Source organism: Rothia sp. ZJ1223 (assembly GCF_016900985.1).
Classification (GTDB): domain Bacteria; phylum Actinomycetota; class Actinomycetes; order Actinomycetales; family Micrococcaceae; genus Rothia.
The window spans coordinates 166,964-182,689 of record NZ_JAFEUT010000001.1 but is presented as its reverse complement, the minus strand read 5'-3'; the positions used below and the strand labels follow the sequence as shown (position 1 = coordinate 182,689).

Genomic DNA, 15,726 nt, shown 5'->3' with positions numbered 1-15,726 from the left:
CTATATCACTGTCAGCAAATAACTGCCGCTCAGAATAGTTTTTGATAGCCGTCTAATGCTAGAGTGGGTTCTTGGCTGTTCACGCAGCGATAAGATCTTTACCTTGAAGATCGGATCCCATTACAGATGTACCGTGTCTGGCAAAATCCAGGCAAGTAAAGAAGGTAAACAATATGAAGGCTGAAATCCACCCGGATTACCACCCCGTCATTTTCCGCGACTTGGCATCAGGCGAAGCGTTCCTGACCCGGTCAACCATGACCTCATCAAAGACTGAGAAGTGGGAAGACGGCAACGAGTACCCCCTCGTAGAAGTTGAAATTTCATCAGCTTCACACCCCTTCTACACTGGTAAGCAGCGCATCATGGACGCCGCTGGTCGTGTTGAGCGTTTCAACGCTCGTTTCAAGAACTTCGGTAGCAAGGCTTAATCTTTCTAGCCCTGTTATTTCAAACACCCCGGAACTTTTCAGTAAGTTTCGGGGTGCTTTTTATATATAAATCAGTAGAATCTAAATAAATTCCATCTTTACTTTCTGTCTAAGAAGAAAGATTTTTAGTATTTATGAACGGGGGCGTGCATGTCAGTGCAAGCAGAAACCCCACCTCAAAAGAAAAAAGGTAAGAAAATCCTTCTGATTTTGCTTGCACTTTTGCTGGTGGCAGGTATGGGTATTGGCGGTTATATCTACAGCGTGGGACGCGCGTGGGACACCAATACCGAAAAATTTGAAGATACAGAACAGGCATTTCCGAACGAAGACGGTACCGTGCCAGAAGAAGACCTTGAGGCTTTCAAAAAGGCAGTTGAAGCGGGGGAAAAGGCACCTAAGGATGCCGACGGTCCTGAGGGTTCCCTTGTAGCGGCACCTGCCGGTACTGAGTACACTCTGGAGAACTCCGAGGGTAAGACCCTTGCCTCTGACCTTGATCGAAATGGTAACGGTATTCCCGACTCGATCGAAAATGGTAACTGGAGCCGACCCGCTGATACAGCTGCAACTAACGTGCTTTTGCTGGGTTCTGACACTCGCGGTGCTAATAACAGCGAAGGTGTTTCCGGTGCTCGTGCAGATACCATTATGGTTTTGCACATTCCTGAGGACGGATCGGGTGCATACGTCATTTCAGTTATGCGCGATACCTGGGTTAATATCCCCGGTTTTGGTGCAGCCAAGATTAACGCTGCTCTCAACTACGGTGGAGTAGCCCTGCAGGTAAGTGCTATTGAGCAGTTGCTCAACGTTCGCATTGACCACGTTGCTGAAATCGAGTTCTTTGGTTTCAAGAAACTGGTAGATACCCTCGGCGGCGTCACCGTCAATAACGCTATTCCCTTTAGCGCTGGCCCTTACACCTACACTGCTGGTCCCAACGAGATGGACGGCGGCAAAGCCCTGGTGTACGTGCGTCAGCGTTACCAGTTCCTCGACGGTGACTACCAGCGTGTCCGTAACCAGCGTGCTTTCCTGCGCGGAGTCTTCAATTCTCTGAAGTCTCGCGGTATTTTGAGCAACGCTACTGAGTTCAAATCAACGATAGAATCCATTGCGCCTTACATGCGCGTCGATAACGGTTTGGATGCAGGGACCATCACCCAGATTGCATCCCCGATGTTTACCAACCCCAACTTCAGTATGCGCATGATGACTCTGCCGAATGCTGGTACCGGCTGGTCTTACGATGGGCAGTCAATCGTGGTGGTTGACCTCAACGCTAACGCAGCTCTTTCCAACGCCCTGAACACAGGCACCATGGAGAACTACGTAGCCACCTACGGCGCCGACTAAACTCTCATTGCCGAGAAAATACTAAAGAGTGCGCCCTACCTTTTATCGGTGGGGCGCACTCTTTATTTTTTAAGTCTCAGGTAACTCTCAAACCGGCTATGAGTCGGTCACAGTGCTTTCAGCAGCATCAGTGTCGGTAGTTGAGTAGCGACCGAAGTGCAGACCCATGAGCACAAGAGAAGCCCCCAACACAGTGCCCAGAATACCCAGCAGAAGGGGGCGGGTAAAGATGAGGACGATGCCGCCAGCGAGAATCAAACCGCCAAAAACGCCCAGCAGTGCAGCCAGTCGAGAAGAAAAAGCAGGTGCTGAAGCTGTAGAAGTTTCTACAGGGTTATCTGCGGCTGATACCGGAGCGGGAGATGCAGCTGAACCGCCAAAGGCACGACGTTTCTTGGGCGCAGAAACCTGCTGAGTTTCACCCTCGGAAGGAATGTAGGCTGCAGGAACCTCATAGTGATCGCTCTCGGCAATAAGCTCCGGAACATTATTGGGCAGAGTATCAAACCATTCCTGAGGAAGCTCAGAAGGGCGTGCCGCTTGAACTGTCAGAGAGATTTCAAAGGAATTGCCGCGAATAGTGCCCCATGCGCTGGTGAGTTTATTGTTCTCAAATGCGTAGCGGATAACGGGGGCTAACTGCTCAGAAATTTGTGTACTGAGACGACCCACGACCTTGCGGTCGTGGAGAACATCAACAGAATCAACGACGGTGCCGTCGTTAAGCTTAATTTGGTTAGCTTCAAGTGCCAAAATGACTCGACCTTCACCGTTGGAGGGTAGAATCGTGTGCAGATATGACGAATGGTCTTTCTCGTCAAGAACCTTCATGGACGCCCCCTGAGGTAGCAGGGTAGCCTGAGCTGGTGCCTGGTTAAGCGGGAATAGAGAACCCGGAGCGCTGAGTGAGAGAATACCTTGGCTCTCAATGAAGGGTTCGCCCCCATTCTTACGCAAAACAGCGGTTAGCTGAAGGTAAGACATCGCGTCATACCCGCTGGCAACCACACGCGCAATGGGGTTCCAATACTCGGCAGCGTCCTCGGGGGAGAGCCTGCCAACTTTAAGGTCGTCAATGTAGACAGCAATCGAACGTGAGGAGCGGGGGTTATCCGGCTCTGGGACCAGACGAGCCTGACCGCTCCAGATACGTTCACGATCCATTTGGAGTTCTTCAAAGACCTGCAGAATCTCAGCGTCATAAAAATCATGAGTGATGATATTTACTGATCCACGATCGCCCAGTGCAAATTCGGCCAACGTCCAACTCCTTGAAATGGTTGCAAAACTACTTGTATAGCTTCTCACGAAATGCCGGTTTGAGGGGTATTTATGACTCCTTAAACCGGCATTTGTAAGATTGCTTGAATCACTTTGGCAGCATCTTGATAAGCCTACTGTTTATCTCTGAGTGCTCCTTGCTGCTTGTGCTGTTAGGCTGCGGCGCGCATCGTCAACATGTTCGATGATTTTTCGGCGTAATGCGCTCGGAGCGGCTTCATGATCTGCAAGCCACTGCTCGCCTAAGGCTACTGCCGGGTGATCGTTAATAGCAGGTTCGTCTTGAAATGTCGCATCGGGGTAGAGACCATCAATAACGCGAGTAGCCATCACAATCGAACGCTCACTCCACACACGAGTTAGCAGGTCAAAGTATTGCTGCGCATCATCCTCACGCAACTCATGTGGTCCAGCCTGATAACCGTTGGCGGTGGCGGTGAGAATTTCGTTGGAAAGCTCAGCGTTAGTCATCACTGCCTCAAATGCAGCTTTCTTAACCGATGCTAGCGGACGCGCCGCAGTCGCAAACGCGAAACCCCTCTCCGCTGTGGCAGAAGGGTTAAAAGCGCGACCCTGTTCAAGAACTGAACCCTCAACGCGGTCATGGCTAGCAAGAGCAATCAGTGCTGACCATCCTAATGACTGGGTGTAGTTGATTCCCTCCAAGCCAGTGATAGCCGTGCCTTCAAGGTTCTCTAAGGCTCCACGGGCAACGTCTTGGGCGAACTCAATACCCCGATCGGTGTGAGCCGCGCAACTGAGGGTGGCGCGCAAGAGAATCAGCTGACTATCGCTTCCCGGTGCTGCTAGCTGCAGTGCCTGCGCAAAAGCGTCGTACAGAGTGCTCCAGAGAGCAGCCCGTTCATTAGCGGGGGCATAAGACTTGATGGCACTTTGAGACTGACTCGTTATAGACGCCAAGAGGGTCGCAGAGGCTTCGTGAGCCACATGAGAGGCGACCATCTGAACAAAATCAGCCGCTGGTAATAGAGCATCACGCACCTGGTTCCACAAGCTACCCCACATGAGCCCGCGGGTGAGCGCGTCCTCAAGAGTCGAAATGCGTTGCATCACCAGTGACCTGCCATCGTCCTCGTCCAAAATAACTTTGGCGTATGAAAGGTCTTCAGCGTTGAGTAGCAGTACATCCGCATCACTAACGAGTTGCTGATCAGCATCGCTCAGTTCGAGCTTGACACGTACACTTTCGCCCGCAGGAATCTCCAACGCTATGGTGCCGGAGGGTGTTAGAGCGTCACCTCTCAACGTGAAAGTGGCGCACTTGAGCTGATGTGGTCGTCCCAACTGTGCAGGCACGCCGGCTGGAAGTTCCTGATGAACATAGAGCTCAACGCCCCCATTTGGTGTGCGGACGCGCTCGGTACGCAGGGTAGATAAACCGCTGGTTCGCAACCAGGCATGTGCCCAAGTGAAAACATCACGGTTACACGCTTCATCGAGCACTGCTAAGAAATCATCAAGGGTAGTGTTCTGATATTCGTGGCGCTTGAAGTAGGTACGCGCCGCCGCGATGAAAGATTCAAAACCGACAAATGCCACGAGTTGCTTAAGAGCCGAAGCGCCCTTGGCATAGGTAATACCGTCAAAATTCTGCTTTGCAGCTTCCAAATGCGGTATATCCGCCACAATAGGGTGGGTCGTCGGCAATTGATCCTGATAATAAGCCCACGCCTTGCGGCGATTCGCGAAAGTAACCCACGCGTCCTCGAAACCGTTGGCTTCAATGGAGCCGAGCGTACCCATAAAATCAGCAAACGATTCTTTAAGCCACAGATCGTCCCACCACTTCATGGTCACGAGATCACCAAACCACATATGCGACATTTCATGACAAATAACGTTGGCTCGCGCCTCAAGATCTGCCTTGGTGGCTCCCGAAACATAAATATAACCCTCGGTGAAGGTCACGAGACCGGGGTTTTCCATAGCACCGAGGTTGTACTCGGGTACAAAAGCCTGCTCATACTTTTCAAAGGGGTAGGGGTAGTCGAACAAATCCTGGAAGAAATCAAGCCCCTGCTGGGTTACTGCGAAAATGTTCTGTGCATCAAAATGCTCGGCAAGCGACTGACGGCAGTAGGCTACCAATGGAATTTTGCCGGAATTGACGCTGGACGTGGGGGTGTAGATGCTGCGCTCTACATGATATTCCCCGGCAAGCAGGGTAGTGATATAGGTGGAAATACGCTTGGTAGGAGCAAAAATGCGCTTGGAGACCGAGCTGTCTGACGGGTCCTCAAGGGTGCGTTCTAGCTGCGCATTTGAGCTGACCACCCAGTGGCTGGGAGCCGTCACGCGAAAGTTGAAGATAGCTTTCAGATCTGGCTGCTCAAAATTGGGGAATACCCTGCGGCAGTCGGCAGGCTCGTACTGGGTGTAGAGGTATACCTTGCCGTCTTTGGGGTCAATGTAGCGGTGCAAACCCTCTCCAGAGCGGGAGAAAAAGGACCTGCCGTGTATGGTCAGGACGTTCTCTCCGGGTAGGGGAGTGAAGATGATACGAGACCCCTCAACTGCGTGACTGAGGTTGAGATGCTCCCCGTTGAGTTTTACGGAGTCGATAGACTGGTGGATGTAGTCAATGAAGGTTTCTTGTGCCTGACCCACCGTGAACTTTACGGTGGTTGCGGTGGGGTAGGAGGCAAAGGATGTATCTGCAGCGTGGGTGAGATCGACGTGGACATCGTAGGTATCTACGGTGAGCAATTCTGCACGCTGGGCTGCTTCTTCTCTCGTTAAGTTTTCGTTATTCACATCACCTATCGTATATCTGTCGTCGATGGCGGTCTAATAATTGTCAGATATTCAGGACTTTTGACATGATAACTTATCAGCTAAACTGATTATCTTCGGGTGTGGCTATTAGAAATTTTTAGTAATGGGGCAGGAATACTCTTTCGCATAAAATTTTTAACATTGACAAACCGGTTTTGTCTGCCAGATTGGTAAAGTGATGCAACTTATAGTTGAAAAGCTGTCTTTGGTTTGCGCTGTGGCGGGGGGAGCGTGTAGATTGTTACCTGTTGCTTACAAGAGTTCAGCTTTTGTTGGTCACCTTGCGCGGGTGGCGGAATAGGCAGACGCGCTAGCTTGAGGTGCTAGTCCTCGTATTAGAGGGTGGGGGTTCAAGTCCCCCCTCGCGCACAAATCAAACCCCGGTTACTGAATCAGTGACCGGGGTTCCTTGTTTTTAAATCTTCCTTCCGCCGAGATCCTGATTTGTTGCTGAAATCCTGTTTTAAAACAGGAACTCGACGATTAATCAGGATCTCGATGGGAATGCTGCGGCAAGGCTAGTGTCCCATGTCTATCATCGTCCAGTCGGCGTTCTCCCAATCCCGGGAAACCTTTGACGGGGCATATTTGTGCCTCGTTGCGCCCGGTCGGTGCAAATGTGCGTATGAGATGCATCAAGAAGTTGCCCTGTGATTATGTGTGTTTATGAGGGTTTTTGGGGTTAAAATGTTGCTTTCCTGGTTTAAATTGTAGTTAAAGTCAGTTGAACCCAACATAAACACATATTTTTGTGTCATAATAGAACTACCAGAACAGGTAAACCTCTGAAAGGCATGAAACCCATGGCTACTCATAAGGCAACCAAGCTCGGCGTTATTGGTGCAGGCGGTGTAGGTTCTGCAACAGCATACGCTGCAACTCTGCGTGGCGCTGCAGATGAAATCGTCATCTACGATATTGCAGGTGAGCGCGCCGAGGCTGAAGGGCTTGACATTGCCCACGGTACAATGTTCGCCTCCGAAGCAAAGGTTTCCGGTGGCGGCGACATTGAAATTTTGCGTAACTGCGACATGGTAGTGGTGACCGCAGGTGCTCGCCAACAGTCCGGTCAGTCACGGCTTGATCTTGTTGATGCTAACGTCCGTATCTTTGAGGCAATGCTACCCAAGGTGATCGAAGTTGCTCCCAGCGCAATTCTGATGATTGTCACCAACCCCTGTGATGTGCTTGCCGTTGTGGCTCAGAAGATTACCGGTCTGCCGACCGAGCGTTGCTTCGCATCCGGTACCGTGCTTGATTCGTCACGTCTGCGCTGGCTTATTGCTAACAAAGCAAAAGTTTCTATCAAGAGCGTTCACGCTAACGTCGTCGGCGAGCACGGCGACTCGGAATTTCCCGTGTGGTCTGCTGCCAATATCGGTATGGTTCCCCTGGACGAGTGGACCGGCGAGGACGGCAACAAGCTCTTCACCGAGGACGTCAAGAAAGAAATTGCCAACGACGCTATGCGTGCAGCCTACAAGGTTATCGAGGGTAAGGGCTCTACCAACTACGCAATCGGCATCTCGGCAATTCGCATCGTTGAAGCGGTTTTGGGTGGCGAGGACGCCGTGCTCAACCTTTCAACTCAGATTCGGGGCAAATACGGCATCGAGGGCGAGGCTGCTGTATCACTTCCCTCCATCGTCAATCGTGCCGGTGTAGTGCGCGTCCTGGATGTTCCCATGAACGAAGAAGAAATCGAGAAACTGCGCAAATCTGCAGGTGAAATCCAGAAAACTCTGGAATCAGTCGGTTACGGAGACTAAAAAGTTCGCGCGTTCCTCAAGCATGCCAATCGATTCAATAAAAAGGTGACCCCAGACAATCTGGGGTCACCTTTTAGTTGAGGAAAACAAAGAGCAGTGTGCGCGGGTTCTACAGAAACTGTGTGGTGCGTTGTACGCGCATAATGCGGCGACGCAACCAGTAACGGCGACGCCCGCCGTACAGAATAATGCTGCGTGATAGTTCCCATTTGCCGTACTCGGCGTGCTCGCCGATTCTTGCTCGCGCCTCTTTAAGGGACTCACCGGGTTCTACCGTGATGATGAGATATTCGTAACGGTCGTGATCGGTTTTGCCCCGTAAAGCCGGGCTAGCTATGGATTGTTCTCGCAAATTTCTCTCCAATGTAGTTCCAGAACACGGCTTTAAGCGATAACGTCTTATATATGAGCAACGATCCTCGCGCAGCGCTTTCCGTTTTGACCGGAGCACTCGAAGAACACCTTACCGCTATTGTCAACCGTCGCGGCGAACATGACACCGCCATCGACAATGCCTACGTGTCTATTGCTAACGCTTTCGAGCGTTACGAAGACGCCCTTTTTGAGGCTTTTGAAGAGGTCACTCCTTTGGAAGTCTTCATTGAAGATGATGAAGACGACGAGGACTTTGAAGACATCGATGAGTTCGATGACGAATTCGATGATGAAGATTTCAGTGATGACGAACTCCCCGGTGAGGGCGATAACCACTAAGAAACACATTTTCTGAACTTTGTTAGAACTAACACAGCAGTACAAAAGTACTGCTGTGTTTGTTTTTTAACCGGTACAGTTTTACAGGTGGAATGGATTCAAGCGATTATATTGGGCCTCGTTCAGGGGCTGACGGAGTTTTTGCCGGTCTCGTCATCCGGTCATTTGCGTCTTGTAGGGCAGTTTTTGCCGGATTCTGAGGATCCCGGTGCTGCTTTCACCGCAATTACCCAGTTGGGCACTGAAACCGCCGTGCTGATCTTTTTCTGGCGCGATATTGTGCGTATTCTGAAAAATTGGTTCGGTTCTTTGGTGGGCAAGGTCGATAAGAAAGACCCGGACGCCCGCATGGGCTGGTTCATCATTGTTGGTTCGCTGCCCATTGGTATTTTGGGTCTGCTCTTGGAGGACTACATCGATAGCACCTTCCGAAGCCTGTGGATTGTAGCCACCATGCTGATTGTGTTTGCTATTTTCTTGGGTATTGCTGATCGCATTGGTAAAGAGCAGCGTGAGCTGAATGACTTGACCGTTAAGCACGGCATTATCTTTGGTTTCGCTCAGGCGTTGGCTCTGATTCCCGGTGTTTCTCGTTCTGGTGGCACTATTACTGCCGGCTTGCTCATGGGTTACACCCGCGAAGCTGCTGCCCGCTATTCTTTCTTGCTGGCGATTCCTGCTGTTTTCGCGTCTGGTCTGTACAAGCTGGTCGATAGCTTCTCAGAAGGTTTTAACGGTTACTACGGTCTGGGCTCAACAGTTGTGGCAACTATTGTGGCTTTCGTCGTGGGTTACCTGATGATTGGTTGGTTCTTGAAGTACGTTTCATCTAAGAGCTACGGTCTGTTTGTTTGGTACCGCATTGCGCTGGGTGCTGTGATTTACGTTCTGCTGGGGCTCGGTGTTCTGGTGGCGTAACCAAACGCTCACAGTGTAATACCCGCTCACGCTTGGCGTGGGCGGGTATTGTTTTATGCAGATTAAAAGTTGTATGTGAAAGGTTTTCCCCTTGAAGTCTTGGCAGTCGCCGTCCGTTCCTGTTCTACCGGGTACTGCACCTTGGCCCAGTATTTTCGATACTACGCAGCAGGCTGTAGTGCAGTTGCCGAAGGAGGACGCAGCTAGTCTTTATGTTTGTGGTATTACTCCCTACGATGCAACTCATATGGGTCACGCTTCAACATATGTGGCTTTTGATTTGCTCAATCGTGCCTGGCGTGATGCCGGTGCCTCTGTTGCCTACGTGCAGAACGTGACCGATGTTGATGATCCTTTGTTAGAACGTGCAACAGCAACCGGTGTTGATTGGCGAGATCTGGCGCAGGAGCAGACGGAACTTTTTCATACTGATATGGTGGCGCTCAACGTTCTGGCACCTGATCACTACGTCGGTGCGGTTGAGTCGATTGAGTGGATTGTTCCGGTCGTTGAACGCTGGGTAGAGCAGGGAATTGCCTACCGCGTTCCCGGTTTCACTGACGAGCACGGTCTTGTTCACCCCGATGGCGATGTTTACTTTGATAACGCTGCTGCCGAGCGAGCTACTGCCGATTTTGAGGACGCGTGGTCACTCGGCGATGTTTCGGGTATGAGCAGAGAAGAAATGATGCCTATTTTCGCCGAGCGCGGTGGTGACCCGCAACGCGCGGGCAAGCGAGATGCTCTTGATCCGTTGCTGTGGCGCGTGGCACGCGAAGGTGAGCCTTCCTGGGATGGTGGCGCTTTGGGTGCAGGACGCCCTGGCTGGCATATTGAGTGCACCATGATTTCTCAGAAGTTCCTTCCGGCTCCTTTCACTGTTCAGGGCGGCGGTTCTGATTTGATTTTCCCGCACCATGAGATGGGTGCCGGTCATGCTTATGCAGTAGACCGTAAACCCATGGCACGCCATTTCGCCCACACCGGTATGGTAGGGCTGGAGGGCGAGAAAATGAGCAAGTCTTTGGGCAATTTGGTGCTGGTGTCTAAACTACGCGCGGCTGGAGTGAATCCCGGAGCTATTCGCCTGGCAATTATGAGCAATCACTATCGTTCTGATTGGTTCTGGACTGACGATGTTCTCACCCGTGCTCAGGAACGCTTTGAACTTTTTACCACTGCCAGCCAGCTTACCGGTGATGATTCAGCGGCACATGAGGCATTGGCAAGCGTCCGTGAGTATCTCGCGGATGACCTCAATGCCCCTGCAGCGCTCGATGTTCTTGAGGCTTGGGCACGGAACGCGGTGGCGAAGGAGGGTATCGGCGGCGGTGCTCTACTGCGCGATATCCTGGACGCTCGTCTTGGCGTAAAACTCTAAAAACATCATTAAAACGGCGGGCACCTCTGACAGTGAGAAGGTACCCGCCGTTTTATTTACTGTTCGCGGCGTTTGAGGAACTGCTCAAACGCCGCCGCGATGTCTTCGCCTGAGGGTGTGGTGGGGTTCTCGGCGTCGTAGATTGATTCGAGTTGGCGGACGTAGTCGGCGAGTTCGCTTTCTTCTTCTAGCAGTTCAGCGGCACCTCGCTCCCACGCGTCCATCTCATCTTCGAAGGGACGCAGAGGAATCGCTATACCCAACAGTGTTTCTAGGCTGCGTAGCAGCGCGAGGGTTGCTTTGGGGTGCGGTGGGTGACCGACGTAGTGGGGAACTGATACCCAAAGACTGGCTGCCGGCAGATTGTCAGGTGCGGCAAGGGCGGTTACTCCCGTGATGCCTGTTGGGCCTGTGTAAGTGGTGCGTTCGACGAGCGGCAACTGGCGTAGCAGGGGTGACTCGCTGGTTACTTCAACGGGGAAGGGGCGGGTGTGGGGTGTTTCTGCCATGAGAGCGCCGAGAAAGAGCACGGTATCGACGTCCAAGCGCTGAGCGAGCGCGTAGAACTCGTCAATAAATGTTTTCCAGCGTTGTGCGGGTTCTGGGCCGGTGAGTACGATGAGGCGGATGTTTTGGTCGGGCAGGGTTGTTTCGGAGACTGAGAGCTCTGGCCAGTGGATTTCTGCAGGAGCATCGGGTTGGGACATCATTAGCGGACGTTGTTGGGTATAGATGAAGTATTCGTCGTCGTTGAAGCCGGTTTGTTCTGTGAAGTCCCAGACGCGGGTGAGGTACTGGAGGGCTTCGCTGGCTGCGTCACCGGCGTCGTTCCACCCTTCAAAGGCGGCAAGGAGAACGGTGGTGTGGTTCTGAGATGATCGGGGGAGGTTGTTGAGAGTGGTGAGCGATTCCATATATGAAGTGTTGCGTCCGTTCTGTGTATAGGTCGTTTTACTCTGGTATTGATTCTACTGCTCGTGTTAGGGAGTGCGTTCACCGGGTGGTGAACCTCTTGGTGCGTTGATGGGGGTGGGCATAAGATGGTGGCTAGTTGTTAGACAGTGTGGGGGAGTGTATGGCACCTTCGGTGCAGGGCGTACAGGTGGGTAGGGTGTTTGGTGCGCCGATTTACTTACGTTCTTCTTGGTTTATTTTTATGGCGGTTGTGGTTGTGGGGTATGCCTACTATCTCAATCGTTCGCCTTTGGTGAGTTTGGGCGATGCTCTAACGGTTTCTGCGACTGTTGCTTTCACTGTGGCGTTTGCTGTTTTTTGTCATGAGTTGGCGCATGCTGCTGTGGGTGTGGTGCGGGGGCAGAGGGTTTCTTTTATTTCGCTGACGCTGTGGGGCGGGCTGACGAAGCTGACCCAGGGCAGCCCGACTACTTCTTTGTTGGTTTCTTTGGCTGGACCGGTGGTGAACCTGATCTTTGCCCTGCTGGGGTACGTTCTTGTGGAGATTTTGCCCGCTTCGCCTTTTCGGTGGGGGTTGCATTTGGCGTCGGATGCCAACCTCGCGATTTTTGTTTTTAACCTCCTACCGTCTTACCCGCTAGACGGTGGGCACGCGGTAGAAGCGTTCGTGCATAGGGTTGGTGGTCTCAAATCAAGAGCGGTGAGGGTAACTGCCTGGTGCGGTGTGGCTTTGATTCCTGCCCTCGCGGGTTTTGCGGTGGTGACAGGTTGGCTTTCTAGTCTGTTCTCCGTGGTGATTTTGATTTATGTGGCGTCTTATCTGTGGCGTAACGCTCAGGCGCACTTGAAGGTTTTGAAACAGCAGGCGGTGGGTCACGACCCTCTGCTAGCGACTAATCTCATGCGTCCTGCCGCTTTTTTTAGTGGGCAGACTCCGGTGGGAGTGGTGAGGGACGAGGCTGCTCGGGGATTAGCTGTTGTTATCGCTGATTCACCGGTAGCGGGCGGACGCATATGGTGGGTTCCGCAGGCTTTGCTGGAAGGTGCCGCTGAGTCTACGCCACTGGGGGAGTTGGCTCTAGAACTAGGCGAGCCAGCGATTGCCCACACGGCTTTGCGCTATGACCTCATGGAGTATTTCAACGGGTATATCTGGGATCAGCAGCCGGTTGAAGTGAAAAATGGTTTGGTTCCTGCGGCATGGCCTGTAGTTAATGAGGCGCAAAGGATTTTGGGTGTCATTACCTATGCCGATGCCGGTAGCATTCTGACCCGCGAATCCCGCTACCTGCGCGGTGGGTGAGACTGACTTCTCACGGATGGGGTGCTCGAAATCGCTCCTTACCGGCAAATTTGAGACAATAGTTAAAACTCAACATTTTTCAAGACTTTTAGATTGTAAGGAAGCAGATGACCTCTTCAACTCCCACCGGCGCTAACAACCGCCGTGGTCCCTTCCGCCCCGGCGAGCGCGTCCAGATTACTGATGAGCGCGGGCGTATTACCACCATTACCCTTGAGACTGATGGTCAGTACCACTCGCATCGTGGCTACTTCAATCACAATGATTTGATTGGCAATGATGAGGGCACGGTGATTACTAACTCTGAGGGGTTGATGTACCAGTGCCTGCGTCCGCTATATAAGGATTTTGTGCTGTCTATGCCTCGCGGTGCTGCGGTGGTGTACCCTAAAGATACCGGTCAGATTGTCACTATGGCTGATATTTACCCCGGTGCGCGTGTGATTGAGGCTGGCGTAGGTTCGGGTGCGCTGTCCATTGGTCTGTTGCGGGCTATTGGCGATCAGGGGCACCTGCGTTCTTTTGAGCGTCGTGAGGAGTTTGCTGATATTGCTCGCGGCAACGTGGAAACCATGTTCGGCGGTCCGCACCCCGCGTGGGAGATTACCCTGGGTGATTTGGCGGAGACTTTGGGCGATGTTGAAGAACCCGGCAGCGTTGACCGAGCGGTGCTGGATATGCTTGCCCCCTGGGAGTGTTTGGATGCGGTAGCGACCGTGCTGGCTCCCGGTGGCGTTATTATTTGCTACGTTGCAACTGTTACCCAGCTTTCGCGTACTGCTGAGGCGCTGCGCGCTGATGGTCGTTTTACCGAGCCTGAATCTCACGAGACGATGGTACGTGGCTGGCATGTGGAGGGTCTGGCAGTACGTCCTGACCACCGTATGGTTGCCCACACCGGTTTCTTGATTACCGCCCGCCGACTGGCAGATGGCGCGATTCGTCTAGCTCCTAAGCGTCGCGCGTCCAAGACCGACTTTTCTGAAGAGGATATGAACGCATGGACTCCTGCTGCCTTGGGTGAGCGTAACGTGACAGATCGTAAGCTGCGCCGCGCCGCTCGCGATGCTCAGAACTTAGCATCGCACGCTGCCGAAGCTAACGAGCACCTCAACCACGAGGGCTAGGTCTTCAGCAGTTAGCCCGCAATCACCACCATCCTTCGAACAAAGAAGCATCGTATGAGCGAGAACTCCCAGGTATCAACCGCTGATTATCAGAGGGCTTTGCGTCAGCTCAATCTCACCAACGAGAACCGGCGCAACCTTGACCGGCAGTTGCGTGTTGCCGGTGAGAAGAATCAGAAGCTGGTGCGTGCTTTAGAGATGACCAAGGCTGAGATTGAGCGTATGCGCGTGGCGATGGCTCAGCAGGTTTCACCGCCGCTTAATTCAGCTGTGGTGCTTGAGGTGGGTCGGGGCATGATGACTTATTCTCAGTTGGCGTCAGGTAAAACCCCTGCTGAGGTTGAGCCTTATCTTGATGTGTTGATGGGCGGACGCCTGGTGCGTCTTCCCTTATCACCGCTGCTGAACCCCGATGAGGTTGAACCGGGCATGACCGTTTTGCTCAATGAGCATTCTCAGGCTGTGGTGAGCTTAGGTTATGAGAACTATGGGGACGTGGTGGTGGTTCGGGAGGTTCTTGATGCTTCTCACGTAGTAGTTGAGCTTCCAAACCAGGCTAAGACTGTTGCCCGTTTGGCTGGGAGCGTCAGCGGCTCTGAACTGTCTACCGGGGACGCTGTCATCTTCGATTCCAAGGTTTCGATGGTGCGCGCGGTGGTGCCTTCGACTGATGCCCAGGAACTTATTCTTGAAGAAGTTCCCGATATTACTTACAGCCAAATTGGTGGTCTGAGTTCACAGATTGAGCAGATTCAGGACGCCGTGGAGTTGCCCTTCTTGCATCCTGAGGTTTACCGTGAGTACCACCTGACTCCGCCCAAGGGTATTTTGTTGTATGGTCCTCCGGGTAACGGTAAGACCCTCATTGCCAAGGCGGTGGCTAATTCGCTGGCTCACCGGGCTGCTGAGCTGAGCAAGGATGGCTCAACGACCGGTTACTTCCTGAACATTAAGGGCCCGGAACTGCTCGATAAGTTTGTGGGTGAAACTGAGCGTCAGATTCGCGATATCTTCCGTGCAGCCCGCGAAAAAGCAGCCGAGGGTAATCCGGTGGTGGTCTTCTTCGACGAGATGGAATCGCTCTTCCGTACCCGTGGTTCTGGGCGTTCATCCGACGTTGAAACGACCATTGTTCCGCAGCTTCTGGCTGAAATTGACGGTGTGGAAAGGCTCGATAACGTCATTGTTATTGGCGCTACCAACCGCGAGGATATGATTGACCCCGCCGTGCTGCGTCCGGGGCGTCTTGATGTGAAAATCCGCATTAACCGCCCCGATGCCGCTGGTGCGCGCGAAATCTTTGGGCTTTACCTGAACTCAGAGCTACCGGTACACGAGTCTGAGGTTGAGCGTGCAGGTTCGGCGCAGGTGGCACTGGAATCCATTATTGACCGCGCGGTCAATTCTCTCTATTCATTTGATGAGTTCAACCGCTATATCAGCGTGGAGTTCGAGAACGGCATTTCCCGTTGGCTCTACCGGGGTGACTTCCTCTCGGGCGCCGTCATTCGCAATATTGTTGATAACGCTAAGAAGCAGGCTATTAAAGACTTCTTGGCAACCGGTTCACGGGGTTTGAGAGCGGAGCATGTGCTAGAGGCAATCCGCGCTGAGTTTGAGGATCAGGTCGATGTTCCCCAGGCTGCTGAGATTGAGGACGTTCTGGCTCAGAAGAACTTGCGCCTGCGCTTTTTGAGCGCCTCACCGGTTCGTTCCGGGCGGGGGGAGTAAC

The 15,726-nt window shown here is 52.6% G+C and carries 13 protein-coding genes and 1 tRNA gene; 10 read left to right on the top strand and 4 right to left on the bottom strand.

Annotated elements, in window-relative coordinates; all coding sequences use genetic code 11:
• Window positions 1-173: 173 nt before the first annotated feature.
• Both JTP09_RS00830 and JTP09_RS00825 read left to right on the top strand, forming a co-directional pair.
• Complete coding sequence (locus JTP09_RS00830; protein ID WP_204875981.1) at window positions 174-431, top strand: type B 50S ribosomal protein L31; 258 nt, start codon at window positions 174-176, stop codon at window positions 429-431.
• A 150-nt stretch (window positions 432-581) separates the two neighbouring features.
• Window positions 582-1,790, top strand: a complete 1,209-nt coding sequence (locus JTP09_RS00825; RefSeq protein WP_204875972.1) for an LCP family protein — start codon at window positions 582-584, stop codon at window positions 1,788-1,790.
• 96 nt (window positions 1,791-1,886) lie between these two features.
• Here JTP09_RS00825 and JTP09_RS00820 read toward each other — a convergent pair whose 3' ends face one another.
• Together JTP09_RS00820 and pepN are read right to left on the bottom strand one after the other, a co-directional pair.
• Window positions 1,887-3,050 (bottom strand): hypothetical protein, encoded by a 1,164-nt coding sequence (locus JTP09_RS00820; protein WP_204875970.1) that lies wholly within the window; start codon window positions 3,048-3,050, stop codon window positions 1,887-1,889.
• A gap of 141 nt (window positions 3,051-3,191) precedes the next feature.
• Window positions 3,192-5,846, bottom strand: coding sequence for an aminopeptidase N (gene pepN, locus JTP09_RS00815; RefSeq protein WP_204875968.1), 2,655 nt, complete (start codon window positions 5,844-5,846; stop codon window positions 3,192-3,194).
• A gap of 304 nt (window positions 5,847-6,150) precedes the next feature.
• Between pepN and JTP09_RS00810 the strand changes: the two genes are divergently transcribed.
• Together JTP09_RS00810 and JTP09_RS00805 are read left to right on the top strand one after the other, a co-directional pair.
• Window positions 6,151-6,236: transfer RNA gene (locus tag JTP09_RS00810), tRNA-Leu, on the top strand.
• A gap of 434 nt (window positions 6,237-6,670) precedes the next feature.
• Window positions 6,671-7,636 (top strand): L-lactate dehydrogenase, encoded by a 966-nt coding sequence (locus JTP09_RS00805; protein WP_204875962.1) that lies wholly within the window; start codon window positions 6,671-6,673, stop codon window positions 7,634-7,636.
• A gap of 109 nt (window positions 7,637-7,745) precedes the next feature.
• Here JTP09_RS00805 and JTP09_RS00800 read toward each other — a convergent pair whose 3' ends face one another.
• Window positions 7,746-7,988: a DUF5703 family protein gene (locus tag JTP09_RS00800; protein WP_204875960.1), complete on the bottom strand. Its 243-nt coding sequence runs from the start codon at window positions 7,986-7,988 to the stop codon at window positions 7,746-7,748.
• A 53-nt stretch (window positions 7,989-8,041) separates the two neighbouring features.
• Here JTP09_RS00800 and JTP09_RS00795 point away from each other — a divergent pair, with 53 nt between their 5' ends.
• From JTP09_RS00795 to mshC, 3 genes are all read left to right on the top strand, one after another.
• A complete protein-coding gene (locus JTP09_RS00795; protein WP_204875959.1) occupies window positions 8,042-8,350 on the top strand; it encodes a hypothetical protein in 309 nt (102 codons plus the stop codon).
• Window positions 8,351-8,437: 87 nt separating this feature from the next.
• Window positions 8,438-9,268, top strand: coding sequence for an undecaprenyl-diphosphate phosphatase (locus tag JTP09_RS00790; RefSeq protein WP_204875957.1), 831 nt, complete (start codon window positions 8,438-8,440; stop codon window positions 9,266-9,268).
• 91 nt (window positions 9,269-9,359) lie between these two features.
• Window positions 9,360-10,649, top strand: coding sequence for a cysteine--1-D-myo-inosityl 2-amino-2-deoxy-alpha-D-glucopyranoside ligase (gene mshC / locus JTP09_RS00785; RefSeq protein WP_204875955.1), 1,290 nt, complete (start codon window positions 9,360-9,362; stop codon window positions 10,647-10,649).
• 56 nt (window positions 10,650-10,705) lie between these two features.
• On the opposite strand, the gene JTP09_RS00780 is transcribed toward mshC, so the two are convergent.
• A complete protein-coding gene (locus JTP09_RS00780) occupies window positions 10,706-11,563 on the bottom strand; it encodes a PAC2 family protein (RefSeq protein WP_204875953.1) in 858 nt (285 codons plus the stop codon).
• Between the two features lie 161 nt (window positions 11,564-11,724).
• Between JTP09_RS00780 and JTP09_RS00775 the strand changes: the two genes are divergently transcribed.
• The 3 genes from JTP09_RS00775 (at window position 11,725) to arc (ending at window position 15,725) form a co-directional block, all read left to right on the top strand.
• Window positions 11,725-12,867: a hypothetical protein gene (locus tag JTP09_RS00775; protein WP_204875951.1), complete on the top strand. Its 1,143-nt coding sequence runs from the start codon at window positions 11,725-11,727 to the stop codon at window positions 12,865-12,867.
• A 107-nt stretch (window positions 12,868-12,974) separates the two neighbouring features.
• The gene (locus tag JTP09_RS00770; protein WP_204875948.1) at window positions 12,975-13,994 is read left to right on the top strand and encodes a tRNA (adenine-N1)-methyltransferase; all 1,020 of its coding nucleotides are present in this window, start codon (window positions 12,975-12,977) and stop codon (window positions 13,992-13,994) included.
• Between the two features lie 54 nt (window positions 13,995-14,048).
• Window positions 14,049-15,725 (top strand): proteasome ATPase, encoded by a 1,677-nt coding sequence (arc, locus tag JTP09_RS00765; RefSeq protein ID WP_204875947.1) that lies wholly within the window; start codon window positions 14,049-14,051, stop codon window positions 15,723-15,725.
• The last annotated feature ends 1 nt before the right edge of the window (window position 15,726 follow it).